This is a genomic window from Sphingomonas elodea ATCC 31461 (assembly GCF_000226955.1).
GTDB classification, from domain to species: Bacteria; Pseudomonadota; Alphaproteobacteria; order Sphingomonadales; family Sphingomonadaceae; genus Sphingomonas; species Sphingomonas elodea.
Genome location: NZ_AGFU01000074.1, coordinates 1 through 26481 on the forward strand (window position 1 = coordinate 1; position 26481 = coordinate 26481).

General features: G+C 65.3%; 17 protein-coding genes, 1 tRNA gene and 4 pseudogenes. 13 read left to right on the top strand and 9 right to left on the bottom strand.

What is annotated here, in order from left to right:
* Positions 1–134: 134 nt before the first annotated feature.
* The 4 genes from yidC to rpmH are packed head-to-tail and all read right to left on the bottom strand — an operon-like array spanning position 135 to position 2580.
* Positions 135–1853: a membrane protein insertase YidC gene (gene yidC, locus KK7_RS0117410; RefSeq protein ID WP_010545928.1), complete on the bottom strand. Its 1719-nt coding sequence runs from the start codon at positions 1851–1853 to the stop codon at positions 135–137.
* 21 nt (positions 1854–1874) lie between these two features.
* Entirely contained in the window at positions 1875–2087 is a 213-nt protein-coding gene (gene yidD / locus KK7_RS0117415) for a membrane protein insertion efficiency factor YidD (protein WP_010545929.1), read from the bottom strand.
* On the bottom strand, positions 2084–2431 hold the full coding sequence (gene rnpA / locus KK7_RS0117420; protein ID WP_010545930.1) for a ribonuclease P protein component: 348 nt from the start codon (positions 2429–2431) through the stop codon (positions 2084–2086). Before rnpA ends, yidD begins: the two co-directional genes overlap by 4 nt.
* A gap of 14 nt (positions 2432–2445) precedes the next feature.
* Positions 2446–2580 carry a 50S ribosomal protein L34 gene (gene rpmH / locus KK7_RS0117425; protein ID WP_010545931.1) on the bottom strand — a complete coding sequence of 45 codons (135 nt, stop codon included), beginning with the start codon at positions 2578–2580 and terminating at the stop codon, positions 2446–2448.
* 368 nt (positions 2581–2948) lie between these two features.
* On the opposite strand from rpmH, the gene KK7_RS0117430 reads away from it, so the two are divergent.
* The 7 genes from KK7_RS0117430 to KK7_RS23690 all read left to right on the top strand — a co-directional run bounded on the left by KK7_RS0117430 (position 2949) and on the right by KK7_RS23690 (position 7616).
* Positions 2949–3308, top strand: a complete 360-nt coding sequence (locus KK7_RS0117430; RefSeq protein WP_010545932.1) for an EF-hand domain-containing protein — start codon at positions 2949–2951, stop codon at positions 3306–3308.
* Between the two features lie 141 nt (positions 3309–3449).
* The gene (locus KK7_RS0117435) at positions 3450–4958 is read left to right on the top strand and encodes a YifB family Mg chelatase-like AAA ATPase (protein WP_010545933.1); all 1509 of its coding nucleotides are present in this window, start codon (positions 3450–3452) and stop codon (positions 4956–4958) included.
* 8 nt (positions 4959–4966) lie between these two features.
* A complete protein-coding gene (locus KK7_RS0117440; RefSeq protein ID WP_237709249.1) occupies positions 4967–5236 on the top strand; it encodes a hypothetical protein in 270 nt (89 codons plus the stop codon).
* 80 nt (positions 5237–5316) lie between these two features.
* Positions 5317–6156 (top strand): formate/nitrite transporter family protein, encoded by an 840-nt coding sequence (locus tag KK7_RS0117445; protein WP_051121400.1) that lies wholly within the window; start codon positions 5317–5319, stop codon positions 6154–6156.
* Positions 6157–6206: 50 nt separating this feature from the next.
* Positions 6207–6291: transfer RNA gene (locus KK7_RS0117450), tRNA-Leu, on the top strand.
* 151 nt (positions 6292–6442) lie between these two features.
* Positions 6443–7084, top strand: a complete 642-nt coding sequence (locus KK7_RS23685) for a tyrosine-type recombinase/integrase (protein WP_337459586.1) — start codon at positions 6443–6445, stop codon at positions 7082–7084.
* Positions 7059–7616: a tyrosine-type recombinase/integrase gene (locus tag KK7_RS23690; protein WP_337459587.1), complete on the top strand. Its 558-nt coding sequence runs from the start codon at positions 7059–7061 to the stop codon at positions 7614–7616. The genes KK7_RS23685 and KK7_RS23690 overlap by 26 nt, the downstream gene beginning before the upstream one ends.
* A gap of 157 nt (positions 7617–7773) precedes the next feature.
* Here the strand turns inward: KK7_RS23690 and KK7_RS22060 are convergent.
* Positions 7774–8528, bottom strand: a protein-coding gene (locus KK7_RS22060; protein ID WP_202798689.1) for an IS5 family transposase whose coding sequence is annotated in 2 segments (ribosomal slippage) — positions 7774–8190 and positions 8193–8528 — 753 coding nt in all. Because the reading frame shifts where the segments join, the coding sequence is not laid out codon by codon here.
* A gap of 49 nt (positions 8529–8577) precedes the next feature.
* A pseudogene (locus KK7_RS0117465) lies at positions 8578–9463 on the bottom strand (IS630 family transposase); the annotation flags it as partial.
* Between the two features lie 1487 nt (positions 9464–10950).
* Here KK7_RS0117465 and KK7_RS0117475 point away from each other — a divergent pair.
* Positions 10951–11604 carry a hypothetical protein gene (locus tag KK7_RS0117475; protein WP_010545940.1) on the top strand — a complete coding sequence of 218 codons (654 nt, stop codon included), beginning with the start codon at positions 10951–10953 and terminating at the stop codon, positions 11602–11604.
* Here KK7_RS0117475 and KK7_RS21090 read toward each other — a convergent pair.
* Positions 11595–12167, bottom strand: a pseudogene (locus tag KK7_RS21090) (transposase); the annotation flags it as partial. The gene KK7_RS0117475 and the pseudogene KK7_RS21090 sit on opposite strands and share 10 nt — an antisense overlap.
* A gap of 200 nt (positions 12168–12367) precedes the next feature.
* Between KK7_RS21090 and KK7_RS23820 the strand changes: the two are divergent.
* Both KK7_RS23820 and KK7_RS0117490 read left to right on the top strand, forming a co-directional pair.
* Positions 12368–13201, top strand: coding sequence for a sensor histidine kinase (locus tag KK7_RS23820; RefSeq protein WP_083836135.1), 834 nt, complete (start codon positions 12368–12370; stop codon positions 13199–13201).
* Positions 13198–13803, top strand: coding sequence for a response regulator transcription factor (locus KK7_RS0117490; protein ID WP_010545943.1), 606 nt, complete (start codon positions 13198–13200; stop codon positions 13801–13803). Before KK7_RS23820 ends, KK7_RS0117490 begins: the two co-directional genes overlap by 4 nt.
* 117 nt (positions 13804–13920) lie before the next feature.
* Here the strand turns inward: KK7_RS0117490 and KK7_RS22075 are convergent.
* Positions 13921–14199 (bottom strand): annotated as a pseudogene (locus KK7_RS22075) (hypothetical protein); the annotation flags it as partial.
* A 3-nt stretch (positions 14200–14202) separates the two neighbouring features.
* Between KK7_RS22075 and KK7_RS22080 the strand changes: the two are divergent.
* Positions 14203–14745, top strand: a pseudogene (locus KK7_RS22080) (IS701 family transposase); the annotation flags it as partial.
* A gap of 137 nt (positions 14746–14882) precedes the next feature.
* Here the strand turns inward: KK7_RS22080 and KK7_RS22085 are convergent.
* Positions 14883–15188, bottom strand: coding sequence for a helix-turn-helix domain-containing protein (locus tag KK7_RS22085; protein WP_202798688.1), 306 nt, complete (start codon positions 15186–15188; stop codon positions 14883–14885).
* Positions 15189–15540: 352 nt separating this feature from the next.
* Between KK7_RS22085 and KK7_RS0117510 the strand changes: the two genes are divergently transcribed.
* Both KK7_RS0117510 and KK7_RS0117515 read left to right on the top strand, forming a co-directional pair.
* Positions 15541–17130, top strand: coding sequence for a ShlB/FhaC/HecB family hemolysin secretion/activation protein (locus KK7_RS0117510; RefSeq protein ID WP_029623401.1), 1590 nt, complete (start codon positions 15541–15543; stop codon positions 17128–17130).
* A gap of 4 nt (positions 17131–17134) precedes the next feature.
* A partial coding sequence (locus tag KK7_RS0117515; RefSeq protein WP_010545946.1) for a two-partner secretion domain-containing protein occupies positions 17135–26481 on the top strand: 9347 nt, incomplete at its 3' end.

Consider the following 26481-nt stretch of genomic DNA (forward strand, 5'->3'; position numbering starts at 1 on the left):
CCCCCCCGCGTCAGCGGCGGTGCTCCCGTTGTGTTGCGACGTTCCGCGCCTTGCGGCGCGGCCCCTCCACCACTTGCCTTTGGCGAGCGGTCCCCCTCCCCGTGCCGGGGGGGAATGGGAAGGGCGCGCCGCCATCACTTGGCCTTGGCCGCTTTCGGCTTCTCGACCGGCACCTTCATCTCGGGGTGGCGCGCATAGAGCCACTGCTGCTGGAGCACGGTCAGCACGTTCGAGGTGATCCAGTAGAGCTGCAGGCCGACGGCGAACGGTGCCATTAGAAACATCAGCATCCACGGCATGATCGCGAACATCTGCTTCTGCATCTCGTCCATCGGCGCCGGGTTCATCCGCATCTGGAAGAACATCGAGATGCCGAGCAACACCGGCACCACGCCGATCGCCAAGAAGCTGGGCGGGGTGAAGTGGAGATAGCCGAACAGGTTGAGGATCGTCGCCGGATCGGGCGCGGACAGGTCCTTGATCCACAGCATGAAGGGCTGGTGGCGCATCTCGATGGTCAGCAGCAGCACCTTGTACAGTGCGAACATGATCGGAATCTGGAGAAGCATCGGTGCGCAGCCGGCGAGCGGGTTCACCTTCTCCGTCTTGTACAGCTGCATGATCTCCTGCTGCTGGCGCTGCTTGTCGTCCTTGTAGCGCTCCTGGATCGCCTTCATCTTCGGCTGCACCTGGCGCATCTTCGCCATCGAGGCGAACTGCTTCTGCGCGATCGGGAACAAGAGGCCGCGGATGGTGATCGTCAGCAGGATGATCGCCACGCCGAAATTGCCGACCAGCTTGAACAGCCAGCTGAGGTAGGTGAAGATCGGGCGCTCGATGATCTCGAACCAGCCCCAGTCGATCGCGCGTTCGAACTTCGCGATGTCATACTGCTTCTGATAGGCATCGAGCAGCTTCACTTCCTTCGCGCCGGCGAAGAAGTGGCTGGTATAGGTCGCTTCCTTGCCCGGGCGGATCGCGATCGGCTGGGCGAGCGCGACATCGGCCTGGTACTGCTGCGCCGCGGTGCCGCGCTGCTGGATGGTCACCCCGCCGCGCTGGTCCGGGATCGCCGCGGTCAGCCAGTAATGGTCGCTGAAGCCGACCCAGCCGCCGGTGGTGGCGAACTGCTGGGGCGTGCTCTCGACATTCTTCCAGTCGATATAGTGCGCCGCGTCGTTGGTCGCGGCGACCGGGCCGACATGCGCGGCCCACTGGCTGGTATCGGTCGAGCGCTGGCCGCGCGAGATCAGCGTATAGGGGGTGACCGCCACGGGTGCGCCGCCGCGATTGGCGACGGTCTGGCGGACGGTGAACATGTAGTTCGAATCGACGCCGAGCTCGACCGTGAAGGTCTGGCCGGCGCTGTTGGTGGTGGTGAGCTTGACCGGCGACGCAGGCGTCAGCGTCTCGCCATCGGCCTTCCACACGGTGTTGCCGTCGGGGGCACCCGCACCCTGCCAGCCGAACTGCGCGAAATAGCTGCCTTCCGCGCCGCTCGGCGAGAGCAGGCGGATCGGCTGCGAATTCTTGGAGACCGTCTGGTCATATTCGCGCAGGACGAGATCGTCGATGCGCAGGCCCTTGAGGTTGATCGAGCCCTTCAGCGCAGGCGTGTCGATCGCCACGCGCGGGCTGTCCGCCAGCACGGCCTCACGGGCGCGAATCGTCTTGGGCGCGTTGGCCGCCGCGTCGACGCCCGAGTTCGGCACCGGCTGGAGCTTGCCGTCGACCATCTTCGCTGGGGCGGCCGGCTGCTGCGGGAAAAACCAGTGGCTGATCATCGGCCAGCCGAGCAGCACGAGCGCCGCGAACGCCGCGAAGAGGATGAAGTTCTTCTGTTCTTCTTTCACCGATAATCCCCGGAAGGAAACTCAAGGAACGGGATCTGGGCCGTGCCCGCCCCATGGATGGCAGCGCGCGATGCGCCGGAGCGCAAGCCAGCCGCCTTTCACCGCCCCATAGCGGCGAAGCGCCTCGATTGCATAGGCCGAACAGGAAGGCTGGTAGCGGCAGGTGGGCGGCAGGATCAGCGACGGGCCCAGCTGCCAGGCGCGCGCTAGCAGCATCAGCAGCCGCGCGATCACTGGTCAGCCTTGGGGCGCACGCGCCGAAGCGCCTTGGCGAGTTCCGCCTTCAGATCGGCATAGGGGCGTTCGATTCCGCCCATCCGGCCGATCAGCACATGGTCGGCGCCGGCTATCCCTGCCTCCGGCAGGATTTCGCGCGCGAGCATGCGAAAGCGCCGCTTCATCCGATTCCGGATAACGGCGTTGCCAACTTTCTTGGATACGGTAATGCCGATCCGCATCGACGGATCGGCATCGTTCCGTTCGCGCACCAGCAAGACGAAACCGGGCATCGGTGCCCGCTTTCCCCCGTTGGCGGCGAGATAGTCCTTGCGCTGCGTGAGCCGGTCGAGGCTCAGCAAGGGCGTGTCGGTGCTTACGCCGACAGCTTCTTGCGGCCGCGGGCGCGGCGGGCGCGGATCACATTGCGACCGCCCGGGGTCGCCATCCGTGCACGGAAGCCGTGCCGGCGCGCACGCACCAGGTTGCTCGGCTGAAAGGTCCGCTTCATCGCTCATCCTCGAGTATCTAGAACGTAAAAGGGCCGCCACAGGGGCGGCCGCGTGTCGAGCGCCATTACGGGCAAGTGGCGCCAGAGTCAACGCGGGATGCGGATTTTGGGCGGGTGCCTGGCGCATGGGCGTGGAGATGGGTGGGGTGTGTTGGTTGTGCAAGACGGGGCGCGGCAAGGCGCGTCGCAGCGGTGGCGCCTTCGGGAAGCCCGGGATCTATCGGTGTCGGTCGCAGCCCGGCACGGTCCAGCCTGGGAGGTGACGGGCGAACATTCCGCGTCAGGACACATTCATGCAACGGCCTTGATGCTTGATGGTGCCGGCCGGGAAGATGCCCCCAAGCCGGCGATTCGGGGAGGATTTGCACATGCTGACACTGATCTTGCTTGTCGTGGCCCAAACTGCCCAGAATGTGCCGCCTACGGATCCCCAGCAGGAATTGAAGGTGAGCATGGATCTGGATGCCGCCTTCTTTGCCGAAGCGGACAGGAATGGCGACGGCGGGTTATCGCTCGGCGAGTTCGTCGCAGGCATGGACCACCGCATCGACGCAGCGATCGCCGCGAATCCGGCGGCGCAGAAGAAGATCACGCCGGAGAACCGGGTGGCGATGCGTGAAAAGATGCTCGCGCCGGCCTTCCGGAGCTTCGACAAGAATTCCGATGGCATCCTCACGCTGGCGGAAATCACGCCTGCCGCGAAGCCGGACCAAGGCGCGGCGCACTAGCCGTACCAGAGGCAAGACGATCCGGTCGGCACAAATTCACGCGGAGCGAAGGCTGCGCCGACCCGCCGCGCGTTCCACCGCTCGTATCGCTTCCGTATCGGTGAAAAGCCGCTATGCTCCCATTCCGGGGAGGGGGCTCTCTTGGTCGCCAGCGTCTCGACGGTAGCCTATCTGGGGTTGGAAGCGCGCGCGGTGGAGGTGCAGTGCAACCTCGTCGCCGGGCTGCCCAAATTCGTCGTCGTCGGCCTGCCCGACAAGGCGGTGGCCGAAAGCCGCGAGCGGGTGCGCGCCGCCATGGCCGCGATCGGCCTCGCCCTGCCGCCCAAGCATATCGTGCTCAACCTCTCGCCCGCCGACCTGCCCAAGGAAGGATCGCATTTCGACCTGCCGATCGCGCTGGCGCTGCTCGCGGCGATGGGGGTGGTCGATGCCGAGACGATCGCCGGCTATGTCGTGGTCGGCGAACTGGCGCTCGACGGACGGATCGCACCGTCGCCGGGGGTGCTGCTCGCCGCGATGCACGCGGCCGAGACGGGCAAGGGGCTGGTCTGCCCCGCCGCGCAGGGCCCCGAGGCGAGCTGGGCGGGGCAGGTGGAGGTGCTCGCCGCGCCCGACCTGATCAGCCTGCTCAACCATTTCAAGGGCAACCAGCTGCTCCCCGGCCCGGTGCCGGGCGAGGTCGACCCGCCGGGGCAGGGGCCGGACCTCGCCCAGGTGAAGGGCCAGGAAACCGCCAAGCGCGCGCTGGAGATCGCGGCGGCGGGCGGGCACAACCTGTTGTTCGTAGGGCCACCGGGCGCGGGCAAGTCGCTGATGGCGGCGTGCCTGCCCGGCATCCTGCCGCCGCTCGAGGCCGCCGAGGCGCTGGAAGTGTCGATGGTCGCCTCGGTGGCGGGCACGCTGCAGGGCGGGCGGCTGACCCGCACCCGTCCGTTCCGCAGCCCGCACCACAGCGCCTCGATGGCGGCGCTGACCGGCGGCGGGCTCAAGGTGAAGCCGGGAGAGGTGAGCCTTGCGCATCTGGGCGTGCTGTTCCTCGACGAGCTTCCCGAGTTCCAGCGCGCCGTGCTCGATTCGCTCCGCCAGCCGCTGGAGGCGGGGGTGGTGAGCGTCGCGCGGGCCAATGCGCACGTCACCTTTCCGGCGCGGGTGCAACTGATCGCCGCGATGAACCCGTGCCGCTGCGGCCATCTGGGCGATCCGGCGCTGGCCTGTGCCCGCGCGCCGCGTTGCGCGGCGGATTATCAGGCGAAGGTCTCCGGCCCGCTGCTCGACCGCATCGACCTGCATGTCGAGGTCCAGCCGGTCACCGCCGCCGATCTCGTCCTGCCACCGCCCGCTGAGGGCTCGGCGGAGGTCGCCGCCCGGGTGGCGGCGGCGCGGGCGCTCCAGACGGCGCGCTATGCGGGCTCGTCGGTGCGCACCAATGCCGAGGCGGACGGCGAGCCGCTGATGGCCTTTTCCAGCCCCGACGATGCGGGCCGCAAGCTGCTGGCGCAGGCGGCGGAGGCGATGCGGCTCTCGGCGCGCGGCTACACGCGGGTGCTGCGGGTGGCGCGGACGATCGCCGATCTCGCGGGCGCCGAGGGGGTGGGGCGCATCCATGTGGCGGAGGCGCTCAGCTATCGGCGGCAGGCGCCGCGGAGTTGAAGGACGGGATGCCGCTCGCCAGCGGCGGTTGTGGAGCCAATGCGATGGACGATTCAGGGGAGTCTTTATTCAGCGTCGCGGCAGCGAACGAAGCCGCGGCTGTGGAATACGTCACGGAACGCGGTTTCCCACCGCTAAGAGTTGAGCGAGACGAGAAGGGGTGCTCCGTCCTTGTGTTTGCGCCCCTGCCCGACACCGAGATGTTTCGTCTCGCAAATGCGCTTCCCGTGCATCTCAGCGCGAAGGTCGGTTTTGTCGGCGGCGCAATGTTCGAGTGAGGGGGTAGGCGCTGGAGTCTGCCATCCCCTAGGCGGTAGATCGGGTAGCAACCTCCCGCCCGCCACCGCGTTCACCCGCGATGCAACAGCCCCGAAACGAAGCGTCCGACGGCGAGAAGGCCGACCTTCCCCCCAACGAGGAGGAGGATGTGGAGGAACGCCAGGCCGCGTCCTCGCGCGTCATCCATGAGGTCATCCGCCGCCAGGGCGACGAGGAACTCGACCGGCCGGCGAGTTCGCTGTTCTTCTCCGGCGTCGTCGCGGGGGTGGCGATGGCGGCATCGGTGCTCGGGCGCGGGCTGATCGAAAGTCACCTGCCGGATACCCCGTGGCGGTTGCCGGTTTCCAGCATCGGCTATTGCCTGGGATTCGTGATCGTCGTGCTCGGGCGGCTGCAGTTGTTCACCGAGAGCACGCTCTCCGCCGTGATCCCCGTCGCGGCGAGCCCCAGCTTCCGCAACGTCGTGCGCCTCGGTCGGCTCTGGGGGCTGGTGCTGGCGGCCAATCTGGCCGGCACGTTGCTGATCGCCTGGCTTGCGACCGAGGGCTGGGTGGGCACGGAAGCGAGCACCAAGGCGATGCTCGATACCTCGCGCAGCCTGCTCGAACTTACCGGCTGGGACGCGGTGCGCGCGGCGGTCCCGGCGGGGTTCCTGATGGCGGGAATCGCCTGGTCGCTGCCGGGCGCGCGGCGGCAGGAATTCTTCGTGCTGGTGTTCTGCACCTATTTCATCTCGCTCGGCGAGTTCGCGCATGTCGTGGCCGGCGCGGTCGAGGCCTGGATGCTGTGGCTGGCGGGCGAGGCGTCGCTCGGCTGGGTGCTGGGCGGCTTCCTCGCGCCGGCGCTGCTCGGCAACATCCTCGGCGGATCGGTGCTGTTCGCGCTGCTCGCCCACGCGCAGGTGCACGAAGAGGTGTGAAGCGGGTTGCGGCGCGGCCAAGCTTCGTCTAGCCGTGCGCATCCTTCGCTGCCCCTGTGGCGAAATTGGTAGACGCATTCGACTCAAAATCGAACGCCGAAAGGCATGCTGGTTCGAGTCCGGCCAGGGGCACCAGTACATATTGAGAACATTGTGGAGACCTGCGAAAAACTGCGATAAAATCGCTGTTTACAGTCCGGTGGTTTCTCGTTTCGTTCCGCTAAGGCCCGCGAAAAGTGGGCCACGAATCGGTGGATCACGGTCCTCGCAGGAGGCGTGGCGCACCATGCTAGCCGTCGTCGAAATCCGCGCGCTGAAGCCCCGCGATCGCCCGTTCAAGGTGTCGGACCTTCTCGTGCAGCCATCCGGGGCATTGCTCTGGCGTTTTCGCTACAAGGTTTTCGGGATCGAGCGGAAGCTTTCGCTCGGGAGCTTTCCTCAAGTGACGCTTCAACAGGCTCGGCGGAAGCGCGACGAGGCCCGCTCCGAGCTCTCGGATGGCTTCGACCCCGTCGAGGCCAAACGGCTGAAGCGCCTCGAAGCAGAGCACTCGGCTAAGACCACCTTCGGGCTGGTTGCCGGCGAATATATTGAGAAGATGGAGCGCGAGGGGAAATCCGCCGCTACGCTGAAGAAAGCGCGTTGGTTTCTGGAATTGCTGGCCGGCATTGCCAAGCGGCGGGTCACCGATATCACCCCGCACGAGTTGCTGGACACGCTCAAGCGTGTCGAGCGAAAGGGGCGCCACGAGACTGCGGTTCGCCTACGATCCTTTGCCGGGCGGGTGTTTCGCTACGGCTTTGCGACGTTGCGCACCGAGCGAAATCCTGCCGAGATCCTTCGCGGCGCGCTGATCGTCCCACGCGTGAAGCACCACGCCGCTATTGTCGAGCCGAAGAAAAGTGGGGGAACTGCTGCGGGCCATTGAGCACTATGAAGGGCGACCGGAAACGTTCTATGCCCTGCGCATCGCGCCGCACGTCTTCCCGGGGCCGGGCGAACTGCGGCAGGCCAAGTGGAACGAGATCGACTTCGTAGACAAGGTCTGGCGCGTGCCGGCCGAGCGCATGAAGATGACGCAGCCGCATGCCGTGCCGCTATCGCGCCAGGTGATATATCTTTTGCAGGAGTTGCGTTCGCTTCCTCGATCGAGCGAATATCTGTTTCCCGCGCTCTACACGACGCAGCGGCCGATTTCAGACAACACGATGAACGTCGCACTCCGACGGCTGGGCTTCGACCATGATGAAATGACCAGCCATGGCTTTCGCGCGATGGCCAGCACGCTGCTCAGCGAGTCTGGCCTCTGGCATCCCGACGCAATCGAACGCGCGTTGGCGCATGGCGAAAGAGACCGCGTTCGGGCAGCATATCATCGTGGCGCGCATTGGGAGGAGCGTGTTCGCATGGCCCAGTGGTGGTCGGATTATCTCGACCGGTTGCGGGTGGGGGTACGGTAATCAAGGCGACATTCAAGAAGCGCGGATGAAGTCGGCCCAATCTCCCGGTGAAGAGAAGTCAGCCAACTGGAATGTATGTTTAAGAATATGTACTTACCGTCCTGTGGAAAGAATTGAGCCCCAAGGGTCAACCGCACTTCCCTTTTAAGGTTGGGACTCACAAAAACCACATGACGGTGGCAGCGAGGTGGATGCTGCCGAGGAAGATGGCGGCGGTGCGGTCATAGCGCGTGGCGAGGCGTCGGCAGTCCTTGAGGCGGCAGAACATGCGCTCGATGGCGTTGCGCCCCTTGTAGAGGCTGCGGTTGAAGCAGCTTTTCCAGCGTCGATTGGCCTTGGGCGGGATGTTGGGAACAGCACCCTGCCGCTCGATGAGGTCGCGGATGCGGTTGGTGTCATAGGCGCGGTCGGCATGGACGATGCAGCGGGCCGGCAGGGCGTCGAGCAATGCCTCTGCTGCCCGACAGTCTGCTGCCTGGCCAGGCGTCAGGAGGAAGGCGAGCGGCTTGCCTTGGGCGTCGGCGATGGCATGGATCTTCGTGTTGCGCCCGCCTCGGCTGATGCCGATTGCCTGGACGTACGCCCCCCTTTTCCGCCGGCAGCCGAACGGTGGGCCTTCACATGCGTGCTGTCGATCAGAACCTCAGCCGGTGGCCCGCCGGCAGCGGCCAACGCTTCGAATACCGCCTGCCAGACGCCCTTTTCCGACCAACGCTTATGCCGATTGTACAGCGTCTTGTACGGACCATAGGAACTCGACGCGTCCTTCCAACGGCAGCCTGCCTGCAGCACATGGACGATGCCGCTGATCACCCGACGGTCGTCCACCCGCGGCACACCTCGCGGCTTGTTTGGCAGCAGCGGTCGCAGTCGATCCCACTGCTCGTCGTTCAGCCAGAACTCTCCCGGCAATTCATCCTCCACTTCAACGTGTCGGGTGAATCATACCAACCTGCATTGGTCATGACCGACGTGCCCATGTGCGTCGTCCGGTGGCCATGATGCGCCATGGCTGGTCGACGAGCTTGTTCCATGCGTCGCAGCAATGGTCGACGATGTTGTCGCAGGAGGAGAAGACGCGGTTCGATAGCCAGTTGTCGCGCATGAACTGCCAGATATTCTCGACCGGGTTTAGTTCGGGGCATTTGGCCGGGAGCGCGACGATGCTGATATTGTCAGGGGCCTCGAGCTTGGCGCTGGTGTGCCATCCGGCCTGATCCATCAGGACGACGGCGTGTGCGCCGGGTGCTACGGCCAGCGAGATTTCGGAAAGGTGCAGCGCCATGGTCTGGGTGTTGCAGAGCGGCAGGACGAGCCCGGCACCCTTGCCATGTTCGGGGCAGATCGCGCCGAAGATATAGGCCGATTTCGTCCGCTGATCCTTCGGCGCCGAAGCCCGGGTCCCGCGCCGCGCCCAGCGCCGCGTAATTTGGTTCTTCTGGCCCATACGGGCTTCATCCTGGAACCATATTTCTATGGGCGTGCCCTTCGGGAGGGCCGTCCTGACCTTTGCCAGCTCGGCAGCGAAGCCCCCTTTTTGAAGGCCTCCATCGCCTGCTCGTTCTGGGGATGGTGGCGAGGACGCGCGGTGAGCGTCACATAGCCCAGCTTCTTCAACGGCTGACAATGGTCTCGTCGAGCGAGACCCCAAATTCGTCATGGAGCCACTGCGCGAGATCGATCAGCCGCCAGCGCACCACCCCGTGGATGGCCGGGATCGGACCTTGCTCGACAATATCGACCAGCGCCTGGCGCTGCGCATCGCTCAGCCGTGAACGGTGGCCGGGCGCCTTGCCATCGAGCAGCCCATCCGGGCCGCGGGCGTTGAACCGCAGCATCCAGTCGCGCTCCCCTGACCATCACAGTTGCCCCCAAAAAAACGCGCGCGGCGCCAACAAAGAACAGCACCTTTGAATCCGAGTGGTCGGCGCGGCGACCTGCGCGCGACAGTGTGTCCACGGTCGCCGTTACCCCGCTCGGATCCAGCGTGCGTGCGCGGCGCGATGAAAAGCTGCGTACCCTTGGGAATAGCACCGACGGATCCTGTGCGGAGCAGCCGACAGTGCGGGCTTCGCTCGCCACATGCTGCTGGGCGTTAATCCTAGAAATCAAACATAATACAGAAAAACTGCAACAAGCGTACTAACGCTAAAGAACAATTGTACTAAAATTTCACATTTTAAATTACCATCGATTAACTCCTCTTTTCAAATTCATCTTGATCATATAATCTTTTCGCGAATGTTACCATGAAAGTGACATGAGTTTCAACCATATTCATATTCTGATATAATATAGATAATCTATGTTAATTAAAGATTCACTAGATCTAGAGTAGGTCGATCAGATATTTTCACATCTATTTTGAAAAGTGAATTGATAATTGACATAGGATATCAATTTAAAAGTATAAAATGGGTAATTTATGAAATTTAACAGAATAAATAGGATATAATATTTATATAAATCTTTAAAATTGTTTATTGCTTGGGCTGCGATTATTGTTGCTATTTCGTATCTTGGAAACGGTAGCAGCTCGGCGGACCTGGGGTGTATCTTTGTTAGTGTGGTATGTCTAATTATCTATATGCATCTTTGCATTCGAAGGGCGCGAGATATCGACCCGAAGAAGTCGATTTATCTTACTGCCCCCTCGCGGTCGCACTTGCATTGCTGGGACCAATGGGGTTCGGAATGCTCATTTTAGCGCCAGGCAAAGCCGATGAGCTACAAATGAGGATCGTGGTTCGAATGGGCCAGGGTCCAGTAAAGGTAGCTCGGTCCGCGTGCAGTGCTCGTTAGAGCCCCCCCCGCCGGACTACCCCCGCTGATCCGTCAAGCATTTGCGCACACGACCCAAAAAACCATCGCTTCCCCTCCAGTTAACCAAAGGACAGTGTATCCATGTTCCGCGTATCTGTTATCGCCGCCGCTATCGCCCTTGTCGCTAGCCCTGCTCTCGCCGCCGGCCCTTGCAAGAATGCCAAGGGCCAGTTCGTAAAATGCCCGCCTGCCGCTGCGGCGAAAGCTTATGTGATCAGGGATAAGCACGGCAAATGCCGTATCGCCTCGGGCCGGGATAAAGGTCGCTTCACGAAGTGCCGGTGAACCTGGGCGGAGCAGCCGGTAGTGTGCTGCTCCGCTCGCCGCGTCGTGATGGGCGCGCCACGCGCACCGGCGCGGCAGTGCCCGGGGCATATCGCCGGCGAAGTCCGGCGGCGCGGATCAGGGAGCGTAGCGCTGCCCCACAGGGCTGGCGAAGTGGCGGTGTTGCATCGCGATGTTCGCCGCCCCCCCCTGCTTCAATCATCACACCTGAAACCAGGAGACTCCCATGCGAACTGTGGTGCTAGCCGCTTGTTTCACCTCGATCGCGTTCTCAGCGCCGGCGGCAGAAGCCCAGACGAGGGAGCAGACTACGACGGCGGCTTCAGCTGTTCGCGTTGCCGACCTGTTCCTACAGGCGATTTTCAGTTCGACGCCGGAACATGTGCGGGCACTTGGGGACTATCTGCGCTCCGGTGGCGGTCAGCTTGACGAACGGCAAGTATTGAGGTTGCCGCATACGTTTTCCGAAGATATTGGAGCCCTCTTTTTGCCGCATCTTGGCGGCAGCGCCGCAGATAAGGCCCGCGCTATCGAGACATTCTCCGATGCGATGGCATCTGCGTTTACGAAAGTGAAGTGCAAGGCGCAGTCCGTAGAGGTGTCGAATTTTGACCTGGACCTCAAGAAGGCATCGGTCTCCTATACGTGCGATGTACCTGATCTCGAAGCTGCTCTTGAGCCGATTGCCAATCAATTAATGACCAATAGGAAAATTAGCTTGGCGCAGCTTGCTACGGCTTCGCGCGCGGCCCAGGTCGCCCCAACAAACAAGCCTGTTAGCAGCATCTTCGTGTTGATTACATACGACGAGAAGATTTGGGTTTCGTCATCCTTGGGGGACTCCATAGACGCTGTCCTGCAGGAGATGGGTCATCTATGACGACGAAGGCGGAATTTTCGATTTTGGCTTTTTGCACCGGAATGATCGTCACGACCCCGGCGTGTGCGCAGAAGCATGTAGCGGATGTCCTTCGTGAGAGCACCGCCTACGGAGCCAGCGATGTTGGCGAGGCGACGGTTTCGATTGAGCCACGCGATGGTTCTTTCGACGACCCAGCGCCGGTGAATCACCTTGAATCCCTTGGCGACGTCGGATCGCTTGATGATTTCGGCGAGCACCAGCGGCGCCCCGTCGCGGTCCTGAATATCGACGGCATGCACCACGGCATGGACGAGATTGCCATCGGTGTCGGTCAGAATGTGCCGCTTGCGCCCTTTGATTTTCTTGCCAGCGTCGTATCCGCAAGGACGGCCGCTTTCCGTGCTTTTCACGCTCTGGCTGTCGATCACGGCAGCGCTGGGCAAAGCCTCACGACCGTCTGCTTCGCGCGCTGCGATCAGCAAGGTTGGGTTGATCGTAAGCCACATCCCATTGTCGCGCCAGAGGTAGAACCAGCGCCGCACAGTCGGGACTGGCGGGAATCATGGTGGCAACAGCCGCCAGCGGCATGAGCAACCAACGGCGATCGACTTATCAACCCCGCGAGCCTGTGCAGGCAAGCCGAGCCCCCACGCCACACTTTTGAAACAGTACGGTCGTATTTTTTGTTTGGACAACATATGGCATATGGTGCAGTACGTATGTGTTTAGCGTCGTAGGGGCGGCATATGGGAGATGCATCTGTCGGTGAGGATCCGTCTAAATGCCTAAGCGCCTTAACCAACATGGTGGGCGAGGTCTTCGTTGGGAGTTCGATCGCTCCCCTGCGGAGGCCGCTAGTAACGACAAGTTGGATCTCGTGCGCTGCGGAGCGCCGGATGGAGGTTGCCGCCGGACGGCACGTGCGGCAGATTTGCTTGCCGAAATATGTCACGAGGTTCGTTCGCCCCTGGGCAGCTTGATTTTGGCTTCAATCCGGCTCGCGGAGGCTGTCGGCCTACCGGCCGAATGCAGGCGCGACGCGGATCGCGTACGCGTCGCGGGTGAGCGACTGGTTACCCTGCTCGATGATCTGTTGCTCCAGCATTGTGTAGATGCCGATGGGGGGTCCCCGGCGGCAACGCATTTCGACCTCCGGCTGCTGCTGCAGGAACTGTTCCTTCTGCTTGAGATCAAGGCAGAGGCGGTATCTGTCCGGCTCCACCTTGCCATCGATCCTGATGCGCCGGCGGTCGTAGAGAGTGATCGGGGGCGGGTCTGCCAGATCGTCACCAACCTCGTTGACAACGCTATCCGGCACGCAGAATGCTACAATATCGAGATTGCGCTGTCTGCAGTGCGCGACGGGCTGTACCACATTCGCGTCGAGGACGATGGCTGTGGCTTGCAAGGCGATCGCCGACAATTGATGTCCGGCTACCGCGTTCAATCTGGTATCACCGGTGCGCCCGGAGGTGGAGGGCTTGGGCTTCGTATCTGCAGCGCTCACGTGGAACGCCTGGGGGGCAAGCTGTCCTTCCACGATCGACCCGGCGGCGGGCTGTGCGTTACGGCAACGCTACCGATCGCGATCGCACCATATGGGGATGCATCTTGACTCACGGGCGCGCGGTCTTCGTCGTCGACGACGATGAACTCATGTGCGAGGAACTGGCCCACTTGCTGCTGAAAGTCGGTTACGACGTATGCGCCTATCCAACGGCCGACGGCTTTCTGGCGGACCATCCCGAACCCGCGGGCGTGCTGATCGTCGACCTGCGTCTGAAAGGGCTCAGTGGTCTGCGCCTACAACAGAAGTTGCAGGGCTGTGGTAGTGTTCAGATCATTTTCATGAGCGGGGTGGCTCATGTCGAGGATGCCGTGGCTGCCATGAAGGCAGGGGCTTACGAGTTCCTCGTCAAGCCGTTTCGCCCGCAAACCTTGATTGACGCTGTAAGCGGGGCCGTCGAACGGCTGCGCGCTGGACAAGTTGACAAGATGCATGGAGACGCCGCGGCACGCGCCTACCAAAGCCTCACCGAGGCGGAGCGTGAAATCGCGCACTTGATCGCGAGTGGTCTTCGCAACAAGCAGGTCGCTCATCGTTCGGGCCGGGCCGAAAGCACCGTGAAGGTGCATCGCGCCCGGGTCATGAAGAAAATGGGTGTCACCACCCCAGTGGAATTGGCGCGTCAGCTGCAATGGATCGGCTGTGTATAAGCGGCTATTGCCGCCGCCATGTTGTATACAGCTTCGGCCGTGGGTGTTGGCGGAGACCTGTTCGGTGCGGCTGCAGGCGGCGAAGGGCGATCACATTCGCAGTTGCGCTGCTGTGTGTCACGTCCCATGGGCGCGGTAGGGCCTAGGTTCTGTCAGCATTTTGCGGAGCCAGATCATGGCGCATGCGAGATGGACGAATCCCATGAAGGCGGAGATCGTCTTCTCGCAGCGCAGGGCAATGCAGCGGAAGCATTCGAGTTTGTTGAAGAAGTGCTCGATCTGGTGGTGCTCTTTGTAGAGCTGCCAGTCGATTGTCGGCTTTCGGGTCCGGCTGGCATTGGCCTTGATCTGCGCCGTTGCGCCGAGATCATCGGCAATGAAGATGCGCAGCGGATCGTGGTGGTGGGAGCATCGATCGAGGCGACGCTGGCGCTTTGGGCATCATCGCTGCGCGAGGTGAAAGAGCGGATGCGGCCCTTGTTCGGGCAGGCGCGTGTTGCGGCATCGGCGAACAGTTTTTTGGATGGGCTGCTGGGCGACGAGCGCCGCAAGACGGGGTGGATGCGCGCCGAGGCGGCCGGCGATGCGGGACCATGGCGGCAGCAGGCGATCCTGGGACGCGGTCGGTGGGATGCGGATGCCCTGCGCGACGTCGTGCGCGACTATGCACTGGAGCACCTGGGCGCTGATGATGCGGTGCTGGTCATCGACGAGACCGGGTTTCTGAAGCAGGGCAAGGCGTGATGCTGCGTGGGGCGCCAATATACTGGGTCGGCCGGCAAGGTGACCAACTGCCAGATCGGCGTGTTCGCCGCTTATGTCTCGGCCAAGGGCCACGCTTTCGTCGACCGGGCGCTCTATCTGCCGAAGAACTGGACCGCTGACCCGGCACGCCTGGCGGCCGCGCATGTGCCGAAGGACACGGCATTCGCAACCAAGCCGGCGCACGACGGTCACATGTCCGATCAAAAACGCAACTGTAATGCTAGCTTGCGCTAGATTTTCTCACTGCTCAGAATCCCGAGCCATCTTTGCGTAAGGTTTTGACGGGAGCCTTATTCGCCTGTTGGCAGTGCGTCTTATTCGATTGCGCCAGCTTTTCGTAGAACCTCGACGACGGATCGTAGCACCATGTCATTGTTGATCTTCTGTTCTGGCACCGGCATGTCGATGGACAGTTGCGGGGTGAGCAAGTCGATGACGTCGATACCCAGGCAGGTTGAGAGGGATACCATCTTCTCCAGCGATGGATTGCCCACCCCCTTTTCGAGACTTACCAGATAGCTTCGGTGAATTCCGGCCTTGTCGGCCAGCGCCTGCTGCGAAAGGCCGCTTTCCTCGCGCGCGCGGCGGAGGTTGCGGGACAACGTAACCAGTTCGGGCAAGGTCGATTTGTGCAAAGGGGCGGCTTCGTTAGTGAATGCTGGCAAAACCATAGTACCGGTTTTTCCTCCGCTCAATCTCGATGGTTGCATCGATGGGCGAGGTTTTGGGCGCCTGACGTCCGAAGCGATCACGAAGGCGGATGGTGTTTGCGCACCCCGATCATCGCGTATTGCTTATATAAGCTACAAATGGCTAATATATTAGACTCTCCGCATTGTCGGTGATATGCGACGGCCTTGAAATCGTCCTTTCATCGATATGGATTAGCGTAGGTTGCGAAGTGAATGTCGCGTTGGAGCGAGCAGCTGCTCCGGTGGTGTATTGTGCGTGTCTCTGCTGCTTGCATTGGCAGTGCCAGCGCAAGCGCAGGAGCGAGATCCTGTAGCGATCGACCAGGCGCGCCGCGCTGCGGAAGCGCAGGCCGCGCGGCGCACGGCACGCGAAGAGGCGCCGCTTTCCCGGATCGATGGGGGCATGGTCAAGGGGGTGGGCCCGTTTCCGACAGAAGCGCAGTGTCGTCCGATCTCCCGGATCGTCGTCGATGGTGAACTTCCGACCGAACTGCGCTGGGTGCGGCGGCTAGTATCCGGCTTCGAGGGGCGCTGTATCGGGCAGGCGGGGCTGAACTACATCCTCGCATCGCTCCAGAGCGGCTTTCTGGAGCATGGTCTGTCCACCACGCGCGCAGGTCTCCCGCAGCAGGACCTGGCGAGCGGCACGCTGCATATTGCCGTGATCCCGGGTCGGATCGCGGGCGTACGCGCACAGCGCGGGCGCCGGGCATGGCGCCATGCTTTTCCCCAGGGAGCGGGGGATATTCTCTCGCTGCGCGCCGTGGAGCAGGGGCTCGACCAGATGCGGCGCGTGCCCGGCCGCGACGTGAAGGTCGACCTCATCCCCGGCGACGAACCCGGCGAGAGCATCCTCGACGTCGCGGTGCGCGACGGCAAACCCGTTTCCCTGTCGGTTTCCGCCAACAATCTCGCCGGGCCGACGGTCGGTCGCTGGCAGGGTTCCGCGCAGCTTTCGACCCTCAACCTGCTGGGCTTGTCCGAAGTCGCCACGGTGTCGATCAACAACCGGCTGCGGAGTCCGTCGCTACCTGCCGACAGTCGCAGTACCGGCGCGTCGCTTTCGATCCCCTTCGGCTGGTGGACCTTCGGGGTATCGGCCAATCGCAGCCGCTATGCCCAGCAGGTGCGGGGCGAGGTGCAGGATTTCGAGACCAGCGGGCGGCTGGACACCGTGTCCGGCTGGGTCGAGCGGGTGGTGCATCGGGACCGAACCTCGCGCACGGCGCTGCGCCTGACGCTCCAGCGCCGCTGGGGGCGAAGCGCCATCGACGGGATCGAGATCGGTCTCCAGCACCAGGATCTGACGGATATCGGGCTGGCGCTCGTCGACCGCCATCGCATTGGTGGCGTGCAGATCGACACCGAGATCGGGCATCGCCGCGGCGTGGGCTGGCTCGGTGCCCAGGCAGAGCCGGACAACCGGCCGGCGGTTCTGCCGACCGCCCGCTATCGCATCACCAGCATCGACGTGGCGGTCAACGCGCCGCTCGGCCCCGTTCTCGCCTATCGCGCCGCCTTTCACGGCCAGTGGAGCGGCCGACCGCTCTACGGATCGGATCAGATCGCCGTCGGCGGCCCGTTCACCGTGCGCGGGTTCGACAGCGACCGCGCCCTGATCGGCCGGGCGGGCTGGTATCTTCGCCAGGAGATGACCGTCCGGATCGGCGATCATCTTCAACCCTATGTGCTGGGCGATGCCGGCCATGTGCTCGGCAACGCCGCGGCGCCAATCGGCGTCGGCATGGGCCTGCGGGCGCTGATGCGCGGCGTGAGCCTCGACGCCTGGGTCGCGATCCCGGTGTCGCCGCAGCGCGCTGCCGGTTCGCAGCTGGGAACGATCGGCGTGACCGCCGGATGGAGCTTCTGATATCATGACCAACCACCGCGCTTCCGTGGCGGCTGCGCGCCGCGCTTCCCGTCGGACGTTCACCGGCTCCGCTTCGCTCGCGGTCATCGCGCGGCAGTTGCTGCGCGTCGCGGCGATCGGGGCACTGACCCCCTTGCCGGTGGCCGCGCAGATCACGCCGGGCGGGACCCATGCGCCGACGATGGACATGGCGATGAACGGCACCCCCGTGGTGCGCATCACTACGCCCGACAGCGCGGGCATCAGCCACAACAGCTATACGCAGTTCAATGTCGATGGCCGCGGGCTGATCCTCAACAACAGCGATCAGATCGTCACGACGCGGCTCGCCGGCTATGTCGACGGCAATCGCAATATCAAGACCGGCCGCCCCGCCACGCTCATCCTCAACGAAGTGGTGAGCACCAACCCGTCGCTGCTGGCCGGCTATATCGAGATTGCCGGCCCGGCCGCCCAGCTGGTGCTGGCCAATGCCAACGGCATCACCTGCAACGGTTGCGGCTTCATCAACGCCCCCTGGGTGACGCTGACCAGTGGCCGGGCGATGTTCGGGCCGCAAGGAAGCCTGGCGGGGTTCGCAGTCGATGGCGGTACCCTCGCGGTGGGCGGTGCCGGTCTCGACGCCTCCTCGGCGCGGCTCGATCTGTTCGCGCGCGCGCTCAGCGTCAACGCGGGAATCTGGGCGGACCGGATCAACGCGGTCACCGGTTCCGGCGACGTCACGATTGCCGGCAGTACCGACGACATCGTGGTGACCGCGCGCAAAAGCAGTATCTCGGTCACGCCCGCCTTCGCGCTGGATGTTGCGGCGGTGGGCGGCATGTATGCGCGCTCGATCCGTCTGATCGGCACCGAGGCGGGGCTCGGTGTCCGGTCCGCCGGGACGCTGGCCAGCCTGGAGCAGCCCTTTCGCCTGACGGCCGCGGGGCAGGTCGAGCTTACCGGTCGCGTCGTTTCGGCGAATACGACGGCTATCGAAACCGGCGGCGGGCTGGAGGTTTCGGGCACGCTCTATGGCGGCAAGGGCACCAGCCTTTCGGCGGGGGGGACTTTCGTCAACACGGGGCTGACCGCATCGGGGGCGGATCTCGTCGTTCGCGCGACCGAGGTCGCGTCAACCGGCACGCTCGTGGCCGGGCTGCGCACCGATGGCAGCCTGGGAGCGAGCGGCACGCTTTCGCTCACCAGCTCCGGTGTCACGCAACTGCGCGGGCAGACGGTAGCAGCAGACGGACTTGGGATTACCGCCGGCGGGATCGAACTTGCCTCGGGTGCGGTGCAGGTCGGCGGCAATGCGGATCTGCATGCGGCAAGCTTTGTCCAGGCGCGAAGCGCACAGCTTGTGGTGGGCGGGCAATTGTCACTCGCGGCCGCCACGCAGACCAATGCAGGTCTGCTCCAGGGCGGCGCGATCGGGCTGTCGGGGCGCGCCTTGACCAACACCGGCACGGTGGTGGCGACAGGAGCGCTTTCCGCAACACTGGACGGGCAGCTCGATAATGCCGGCGTTGTTCAATCGAGCGGTCCGCTCGTGATCACGTCTGCCGGGCTTACCAACAGCGCCACGCTGGTGAATGTGGGCAGCACCTCGACGACGATCGCGACGGGCGGGACGCTTGCCAACAGTGGCATCCTCGGCGGGAATGGCGATGTGTCGCTCCGAGCGACCAGCGTTGCGGTCAGCGCAGGCGGGCAGATTGTCGCCGGGGGCACGATGGCGGCTACGGTCGCGCAGGGGGTCAGCCTGGCCGGTGGTGGCAGCATCGCGGGGGGCGACGACGTCACGGTCAGTGCCGGCACGATCATCGATGCGAGCGCGGGGGGCACGTTGGCGGCAGGGGGGCGTGCCCACCTCGCAGCCGCCACCATCGACACGCGCAAGGGCCAGCTCACCGCCGGCACCTTGAACGCGACGGCGACCTATTGGGAGAATGACGGCGGGTTGGTCTCGCTCGTCGGGGGCGGCGATTCGGCCATCACCGTGTCGGACCAGCTCTCGAATATCGGCGGCACCATCGCCCTCAACGGCGCCAACGCGGCGCTCTCCACGTCGACGCTGATCAATCAGGGCGGCGTCATCGCGCACGCCGGATCCGGCACCTTGTCGCTCGCGGGAGAGCAGTCGCTCGACAATGGGAGCGCCGGGCGGATTGTCACCAACGGTGCGCTTTCCGTCCGGGGCGGTGCCGTCGCCAACCATGGCGGGACGATGACCGGCGCAGGTGCGGTGAGCGTGATCGCCGGCGGCTTGCTCGACAACAGTCAGGGCACCATTGCGGCGGGCGGTAGTCTGGCGGTGACGGGCGCGGCGGTCACTAACGCGCGTGGCCTGTTGCAGAGCGCGCGGGGACTGTCGCTGACCGCCGATACGCTGGACAACAGCGCTGGCGGGACCATCACGCAGACCGGCAGTCAGGCGCTGACGCTCCGCATCGGTGCCGTGCTTGACGGGCGATCGGGCACGATCGGTGGCAATGGATTGGTCCAGATCGATGCAGGCTCCATCGACATGGGTGGCACGCAATCGCGGCTGATCGCGGGCGGGCCGCTCAGCGTCGGTGCGGCGGGGGTGCTGCGGCTGGACGGCGGAGCGTCGATCCAGGCCGCGGGGGATGCCCAGTTCATGGCCGGCGACCTGATCGGCGACGGCTCCAGCTTCCGGATCGAGGGGCAGGGTACATGGCAGGCAGGCGACCTTTCGCTCGCGGCGGCCACGCTGGCGGCGGGCGCCTTTCGCTTCGATGCGGGAACGATCCGCCTGAACGGCGCTGCGATCGAGCAGATCGGCACGGGTGACGTCACCCTCAGCAGCGCCGGCACGCTCGATTATGCGGGCGCAACGCTCCGTTCCGCTGCGGACCACTTCACCATTCGCGCTGCAGACCTCTCGGTCGATGGCGGGAAGATTCTCCATAGTGGCAGCGGAGAATTCCTTCTCGATGTCACGGGCACCGTGTCCAACATCGACGGCACGATCGCGACCAATGGCAGCCTGCGCCTCGCCGCCGGCAGCCTTGTCAACGCAGGCGGCATCGTCAGTGCCGCTGGCGACCTGGATGTCACGACCAGTGGCGCGCTCTCGGGAGCCAAAGGCTCGATCTTGGCCGGCGGCGCGCTGTCCGTTTCGGGAGAGGCGATTGCGACGGAGTCGGGTCTCTTTCAAGCGGCAGGCCCGCTCTCGCTCTCTGCCGGCGATCTGTCGGCGCGGGGGGGGCAGTTTCTGTCGAGCGATGGCGCGGTCGCGATCGTAGCGACGGGTGCGGTGGACCTCCGGGAGGCCGTCGTCGTCGGCGCCAGCGCAGGCACGCTGCGGGCGGCGGAAATCGATGCCGGTGGGGCACAGTTCAGCTTCGGCACGGGGCTGGCCTTGGCAGCGACGGGAGGCGGTCTCGGCCTCGGCGGCGCCACCCTGGTCGCCGACCGCGTCGAACTCACGGCTGCGCATGCGATCGTGACCGATCTGGCGATGCTCTCGTCGGGGAGCTTCTCGCTTTCCGCCGCGACCCTTTCCAATTTCGGCGGCACGCTGCTGGGGGCGCGATCGGGTGCGGTCAGCCTTACCGGCACGCTGGCCAATAGCGGCACCCTGCAGGTCAACGGTGGCGATCTGCTGCTGCACGCCGGCATGCTCAGCAACAGCGGCGGGATCGAAAACGCCGGTGCAGGCGCCGTTTCCCTCGTCATCGACGGCGCGCTCGACAATCGCGCCACCGGACAGATCGTCGCCAACGGTGCCGTTTCCGTGGCGGCGGGCACACTGAACAACGCCGGGACACTGTCCGGCCTGGCGACCACCGTCACCAGCACCGGCGCGCTGGTCAATAGCGGCCTGGTCTCCGGGGAACAGGGCGTCACGATCGGCAGCGAGGCGCTGAGCAATAGCGGGCAGATCGTCGCGCTCGGCACCGACGCGCTTGCCGTGTCCGTGACCGGCCTTCTCGCCAATAGCGGGACGCTCGGCGGGAATGGCGACGTGTCGCTGAAAGGCGATGCGATTCGCTCGGCCGGGGGAACGCTCAGCGCGGCGGGCATGCTGCGCGCCCAGGCGACAGGCGGCGCGTTCTCGATCACCGGCGGCACCGTCTCCGGCGCAAATCTGTCGCTTGCTGCAGCATCGCTGATCCGCGCATCCGGCGGCGCGACGCTGACCACGCCCGGCACGCTGGCCCTCACGGCGCAGAACATCGTCCTCGACGGCACCGGCGGTGCCACGTCGGCCAGCACGAACGAGCTCGCGCTGTCGGCGCAGAATCTGATGGTGACCGGCGGCGCGGCATTGTCGATCGCGGGCGGATCGCCGCTCGGGCTGTCGCTCGGCGGCACGCTCGATCTCTCCGGCGGCAGCCTCGTAACCAATGCCCGCGACCTGACGATCGCCACGGGCACCTTCCTTTCGGCGGGTGGCAAGCTGACCCATAACGGCGTGGGCACCCTGGGGATTACCGCCACGACGCTGACCAACAGCGGCAGCATCGTCACCGCCGGCGCGGCGATGATCGCAGGCGATAGCGGGATCAACACGGGCGCGATCAGCGCGGCGGGCGCCGGCCGCATCGAGTTCGCCACGTCCTTGCGCAGCAGCGGTACCATTGTCAGCGGCGCTGCCCTGGAGCTGCGCGGGGGCGCGCTCGACGTGAGCGGCGGCACCCTGGCAGGTTTGGCGGGGATCACCCTAGGGACCGCGAGCCTGGATGCCGTTGGCGGCACCATGGTCGCTGGGCGGTTCGATAGCCCGAACGACGCGAGCACCCTGAACGTCGCCGTCACCGGTACGATTGCCGCACGCGATGCGGTTTTCGCCGCGACCGGGGACGCGGAGCTTACCGCGGGGTCCGTCGATCTCAGCGGCAGGGGGCGCCTCAGCGCGCGCAATGTCACCGCCATTACAATGGCCGGGGATTTGCGCGCGGGGCAGATCGACGGCGGAGCCCTCGCTCTGCATGTCGTCGGTATGCTGCAAGCGAACCTGCTCGCCAGCGGGAACATCGTGGTTGGGGCCGGCCTGCTCGACACGTCGAACGCCGTCCTTTCCGCGCAGGGGCTCACCGCGACGCTGGGGGGGCTGAACAATGTCGGCGGTGCGATCCACGTCCTCGGTGCCGGTCCCTTCGATGTCCGCGCCACCGGCGACATCGAGAATGGCGGCGGCAGGATCGAGACCAATGCCGCCGACCTGACGCTGTCCAGCGGCAGCTTGAACAACAATGGCGGCACGATCGTACATTCCGGCGCCGGTGTCCTGACGGTCGCCGCCAGCGCCGCGCTGTCCAACGGTGGCGGCATGATCGGCTCGAACGGGCGGTTCGTCGCCAGCGCGGGCAGCTTGGTCAACACCGCCGGCGCGATCCGTGCGCTGGGAACGGGGGGCGATAGCCGACTGTCGATCGGCGGGGTGCTTGCCAATGGCGGCACGATTCAGGCGGATGCGGGGGCGCTGGAGGTATCTGCGGGCGTGCTTGCCAACGGAACCGGCACGATCGGCGCCGCGACGGGATCGCTCGATTTCGTGGTGCGCGGTGCGGCCAGCAACGATGGGGGCGGGGTGATCGCCGGCCATGGCGGCCTGACCCTCGCGGCGCAATCGCTGGTCAACGCCGGGGATATCTCCACGCCGGGTGCACTGACGCTCACCATGGACGGCACGCTCGCCAACAGCGGCACCATCACCGGCCATGGCGTGCTGGCGACGGTCGGCGCGCTGGTGAACGACGGCAAGATCGTCGCGACCGGTACCGACACGATGCGAGTCGCCGTGGCCGGCGCCTGGACGGGCGCCGGCACCCTGGGCGGCAATGGCGACCTTTGGGTGCATGCGCAGTCCGCCGCCGTGTCGGGCGGGACCGTCACGGCGGCGGGGACGCTCGATCTGGCGGCGACGGCAGGTGACTTTGCCCTGGCGGGGGGCGCGATCAGCGGCGGCACGCTGAAACTGGGAGCGACCGGCAGCTTCGTTGCCAGCGCGGGCGCGCAACTCTCGACGCCCGGCGTGGCGACGATCGCTGCCGGCTCCCTGCGACTGGACGGCGCGGCCAGCCTGCAGGTGGCAGGACTGGCGCTCGATGCCGGCAATCTGGCGGTGACCTCGGGCGCCAAGCTCTGGGTCGCAGACACCGGGCCGCTGAACTTGTCGCTTGCCGGGACCTTCGACCTTTCGGGCGGCGATCTGCAAGCCAACGCGGCCGATCTGACCATCGCGGCCGGCAGCTTCGTCGCAACCGGCGGGGGTACGCTAAGCCATCATGGCCGCGGCGTGTTGCGCCTGAAGGCCGGAACCTTCTCGAATGCGGCCACCCTTCAGACCGACGGCACGCTCGCCTTGGCGGCGACCAACGCCAGCAATGCGGGCACGATCACGGCGGCCGGAGACGCCGCCCTGACCGTTGCCGGGGCATTGGCGAATGGCGGTAGCATCGTTGCGGGCGGCAGGATGACGGTGACGGGCGGCGCGATCGGATCCGCCGGCGGCACCCTGGCGGGCCTGGGCGGTCTCTCGATCGATGCCGACCGCGTGAACGCCGACGGTGGGCGCCTCCTCGCCGGCGACTTTACGGCGGCCGGCGATGCCAACATGCTGCGGATCGCCAGCCGCGGCGCGGTCTCGGCGGTCGGGGCGACGCTGGCGGCGACCGGCGACGCCACGGTGACCGGGAGCACAATCGGGCTGGGGCAGGGCGGGCGGCTGACCGGGCAAGCGATCACCGCGACCGCGACTGCCGGCGATCTCATGGGCGCGCAGATCAGCGGCACCGATCTCGCGCTGTCCGCCACCGGTACGCTCAACGGGAGTTTCGTCGCCAGGAACGGTCTCACCGTTGCCGCGGGCTTGCTCGACACTTCCGGCGGGGGGATCTCGGCGGCAACCCTGTCGACGACCATCGGAGCTCTGCGGAACCGCGGCGGCTCGATCACGGTGACCGGCACGGGGGCGCTGTCGATCGTCGCCAGCGGTGCGATCGACAATGACGGCGGCCTGATCCGTACCAATGCCGGGGACCTGACGCTGTCGGGGAGTACCTTCAGCAACGCGGGCGGCACCATCAGCATGAGCGGCACTCGCCTGCTCGCCCTCGGCGCTACGGCCGACTTCGACAATGCCGGCGGCACGATCGCGACCAACGGGCGCTACGCGATCACCGCCGCCAATCTGACGAACGACGCTGGCAGCCTCGCGGCGACGGGCGCCAGCAAATTGACCGTTGCCGGTGCGCTTTCCAATCGCGGGGGGACATTGTCCGCCGACGGTGGTCTCTTCATCGATCCGACGGTGATCGACAACAGCCAGGGTATCATCGCCAGCAGCGGCGGCGACATCCGGTTGGTCGGCGGTTCGCTGATCAACACCCAGGGCGTGATCGGCGGCCTTTCTGCGTTGGCCTCGCCGACCGCAGCCGGCGGCGCGGTGACCATCACGCTCAGCGGCGCTCTCGAAAATGGCGGCGGCACCATCGCGGCGAAGGGCGGCATGGCCCTCTCGGCCGGGAGCCTCGCCAATCAGGGTGGCGCGGTGCTGGGCGCGAGCGGGGTGGATCTCGACATCGCCGGGCTGCTCGACAACGGCGCAGGACAGATCGGCGGCCAGAGCATGGTTGCGATCCACAGCGGCACCTTGCTGCAGGGTGGGACGATCTCGGGCCATGACCTCGCGTTGAACATTGACCGGACGTTGACGACCACCGGAGGCAGCGCGATCTGGGCGGACGGCACGGCCACGGTGACCGCCGCTTCGCTCGTCAATGCCGGCAGCATCGCGGGGGGCCAGAACCTGCTTCTGGCCGCCGGAACGCTCGACAACGGCGCCGGTATGCTGGGCGGCGGCACCCTGCTGTCGCTGAGCTATTCGAGCGGGACGCTGGGCAGTCTCGCGGCCGCCAACGACCTTGCGCTGACCGTAAACGGCGATTGGTCGCTCGGCGCCGATCAGCATTTCGGTGCCGCACGCAACCTTTTCCTGACCGTGCACGGCGCCATCGACAATGCCGGCACCATTCAGGCCAATGGCACGGCCAGCGTCGTCGCGGATGGCAGCTTCGCCAACCAGGCGTCGGGCACGATCAAGGGCGGCGCGGTTGCGCTGGCCAGCGGCGGTGTGTTCAGCAATGCGGGGCTGATCAACGGTGCGGACGCCGTGCAGCTCGACGTCGGCAGCCTGACGAATAGCGCGAGCATCTTCGGCGGCAGCGTTGCAATCCGTTCGTCGGGCGACGTCGCCAATCGGGATGCGGGCGCAGTGATTGCGACGCGCGGCGGCACCTTGTCGATCCTGACGCCGGGGCTGGTGTCGAACACCGATGGCGCCAATCTCTATGCGCTGGGCGACCTGATCATCGCCGGGCGGGACGGCAGCGCCTCCGGCGACTGGGGGCGGGCGGGCGGCCTGTTCAACAGCTCGGCCTCCATTCAGGCCAGCGGCAGCGGACTGATCGCCGCCGAGACCATCACCAATACGCGCACGACCTTCCAGTACCAAGCCGACGAAATCTCGGGGCCGACGGAAAAGCGGATCAATTACGGGCATCCGCCCGGCGCCAAATATGACGAATTCTGGCTCATTTATAACGATACCGTGTCGCGGACCAGCCTGACCGCCGACAGCGGCAAGTCCATCATTGCGGTGGGCGGCAACCTCGATCTCAGCAGCGGCGCGCTGCTGAACCAATGGTCCGCGATCAGCGCGGGCGGCAATCTGACTTTCACCGGCGGCAGCATCACCAACCAGTCGTTCGCGGGGCAGGAACGCACCGTCAGCGACGGCGCCTACTGGAACTATAACCAGAACAACAATCATCAGTGGCGCGTGTCGGACCCCAAGGGAAACAATCCTTTCCCGATTACCGACGTCCATTATCATGCGGAAACCGCCAGCAACTTGTTCACGGTGGACGCCAGCATCACCGCGGGCGGATCGATGACGATCAACGCGAGCTCGGTGCTCAACCAGGTGCTCGATGATCGCGGCCAGCAGGTCTCCCTGAACGGGAGCCTCGGCGGCGGCGTCTCGGCGCCCGGCAGCGTCGCGGTTGGAAACGCCACGACGAATGCCAGCGGGAGCGGGACTGGGGGACGGTCGGTCGGTACCGGTCGGCAGAGCCTGTTTGCTGGCGGTGCCGGCAGCGCAGTGCAGGCGACGGCGTCGGCCCAGGGCTTCGTTACTGTTGTCGACGGCGTCCGAATGGGCCTCTCGGGCACGCAGGTTGCAGGCACGTCCGGCGGCGCACGTATCTCGGGCGAGACTCGCCAGCTAGCCTCGGGCGACGCGTTCGACAGTGCGGGTGCGGCTCCTGGTGCCGCCGGCATTAGCTATGGCTTCGCCGCTCAGGGCACGAACGCCGCGAGCCGCGGTGTGGCAGGCGG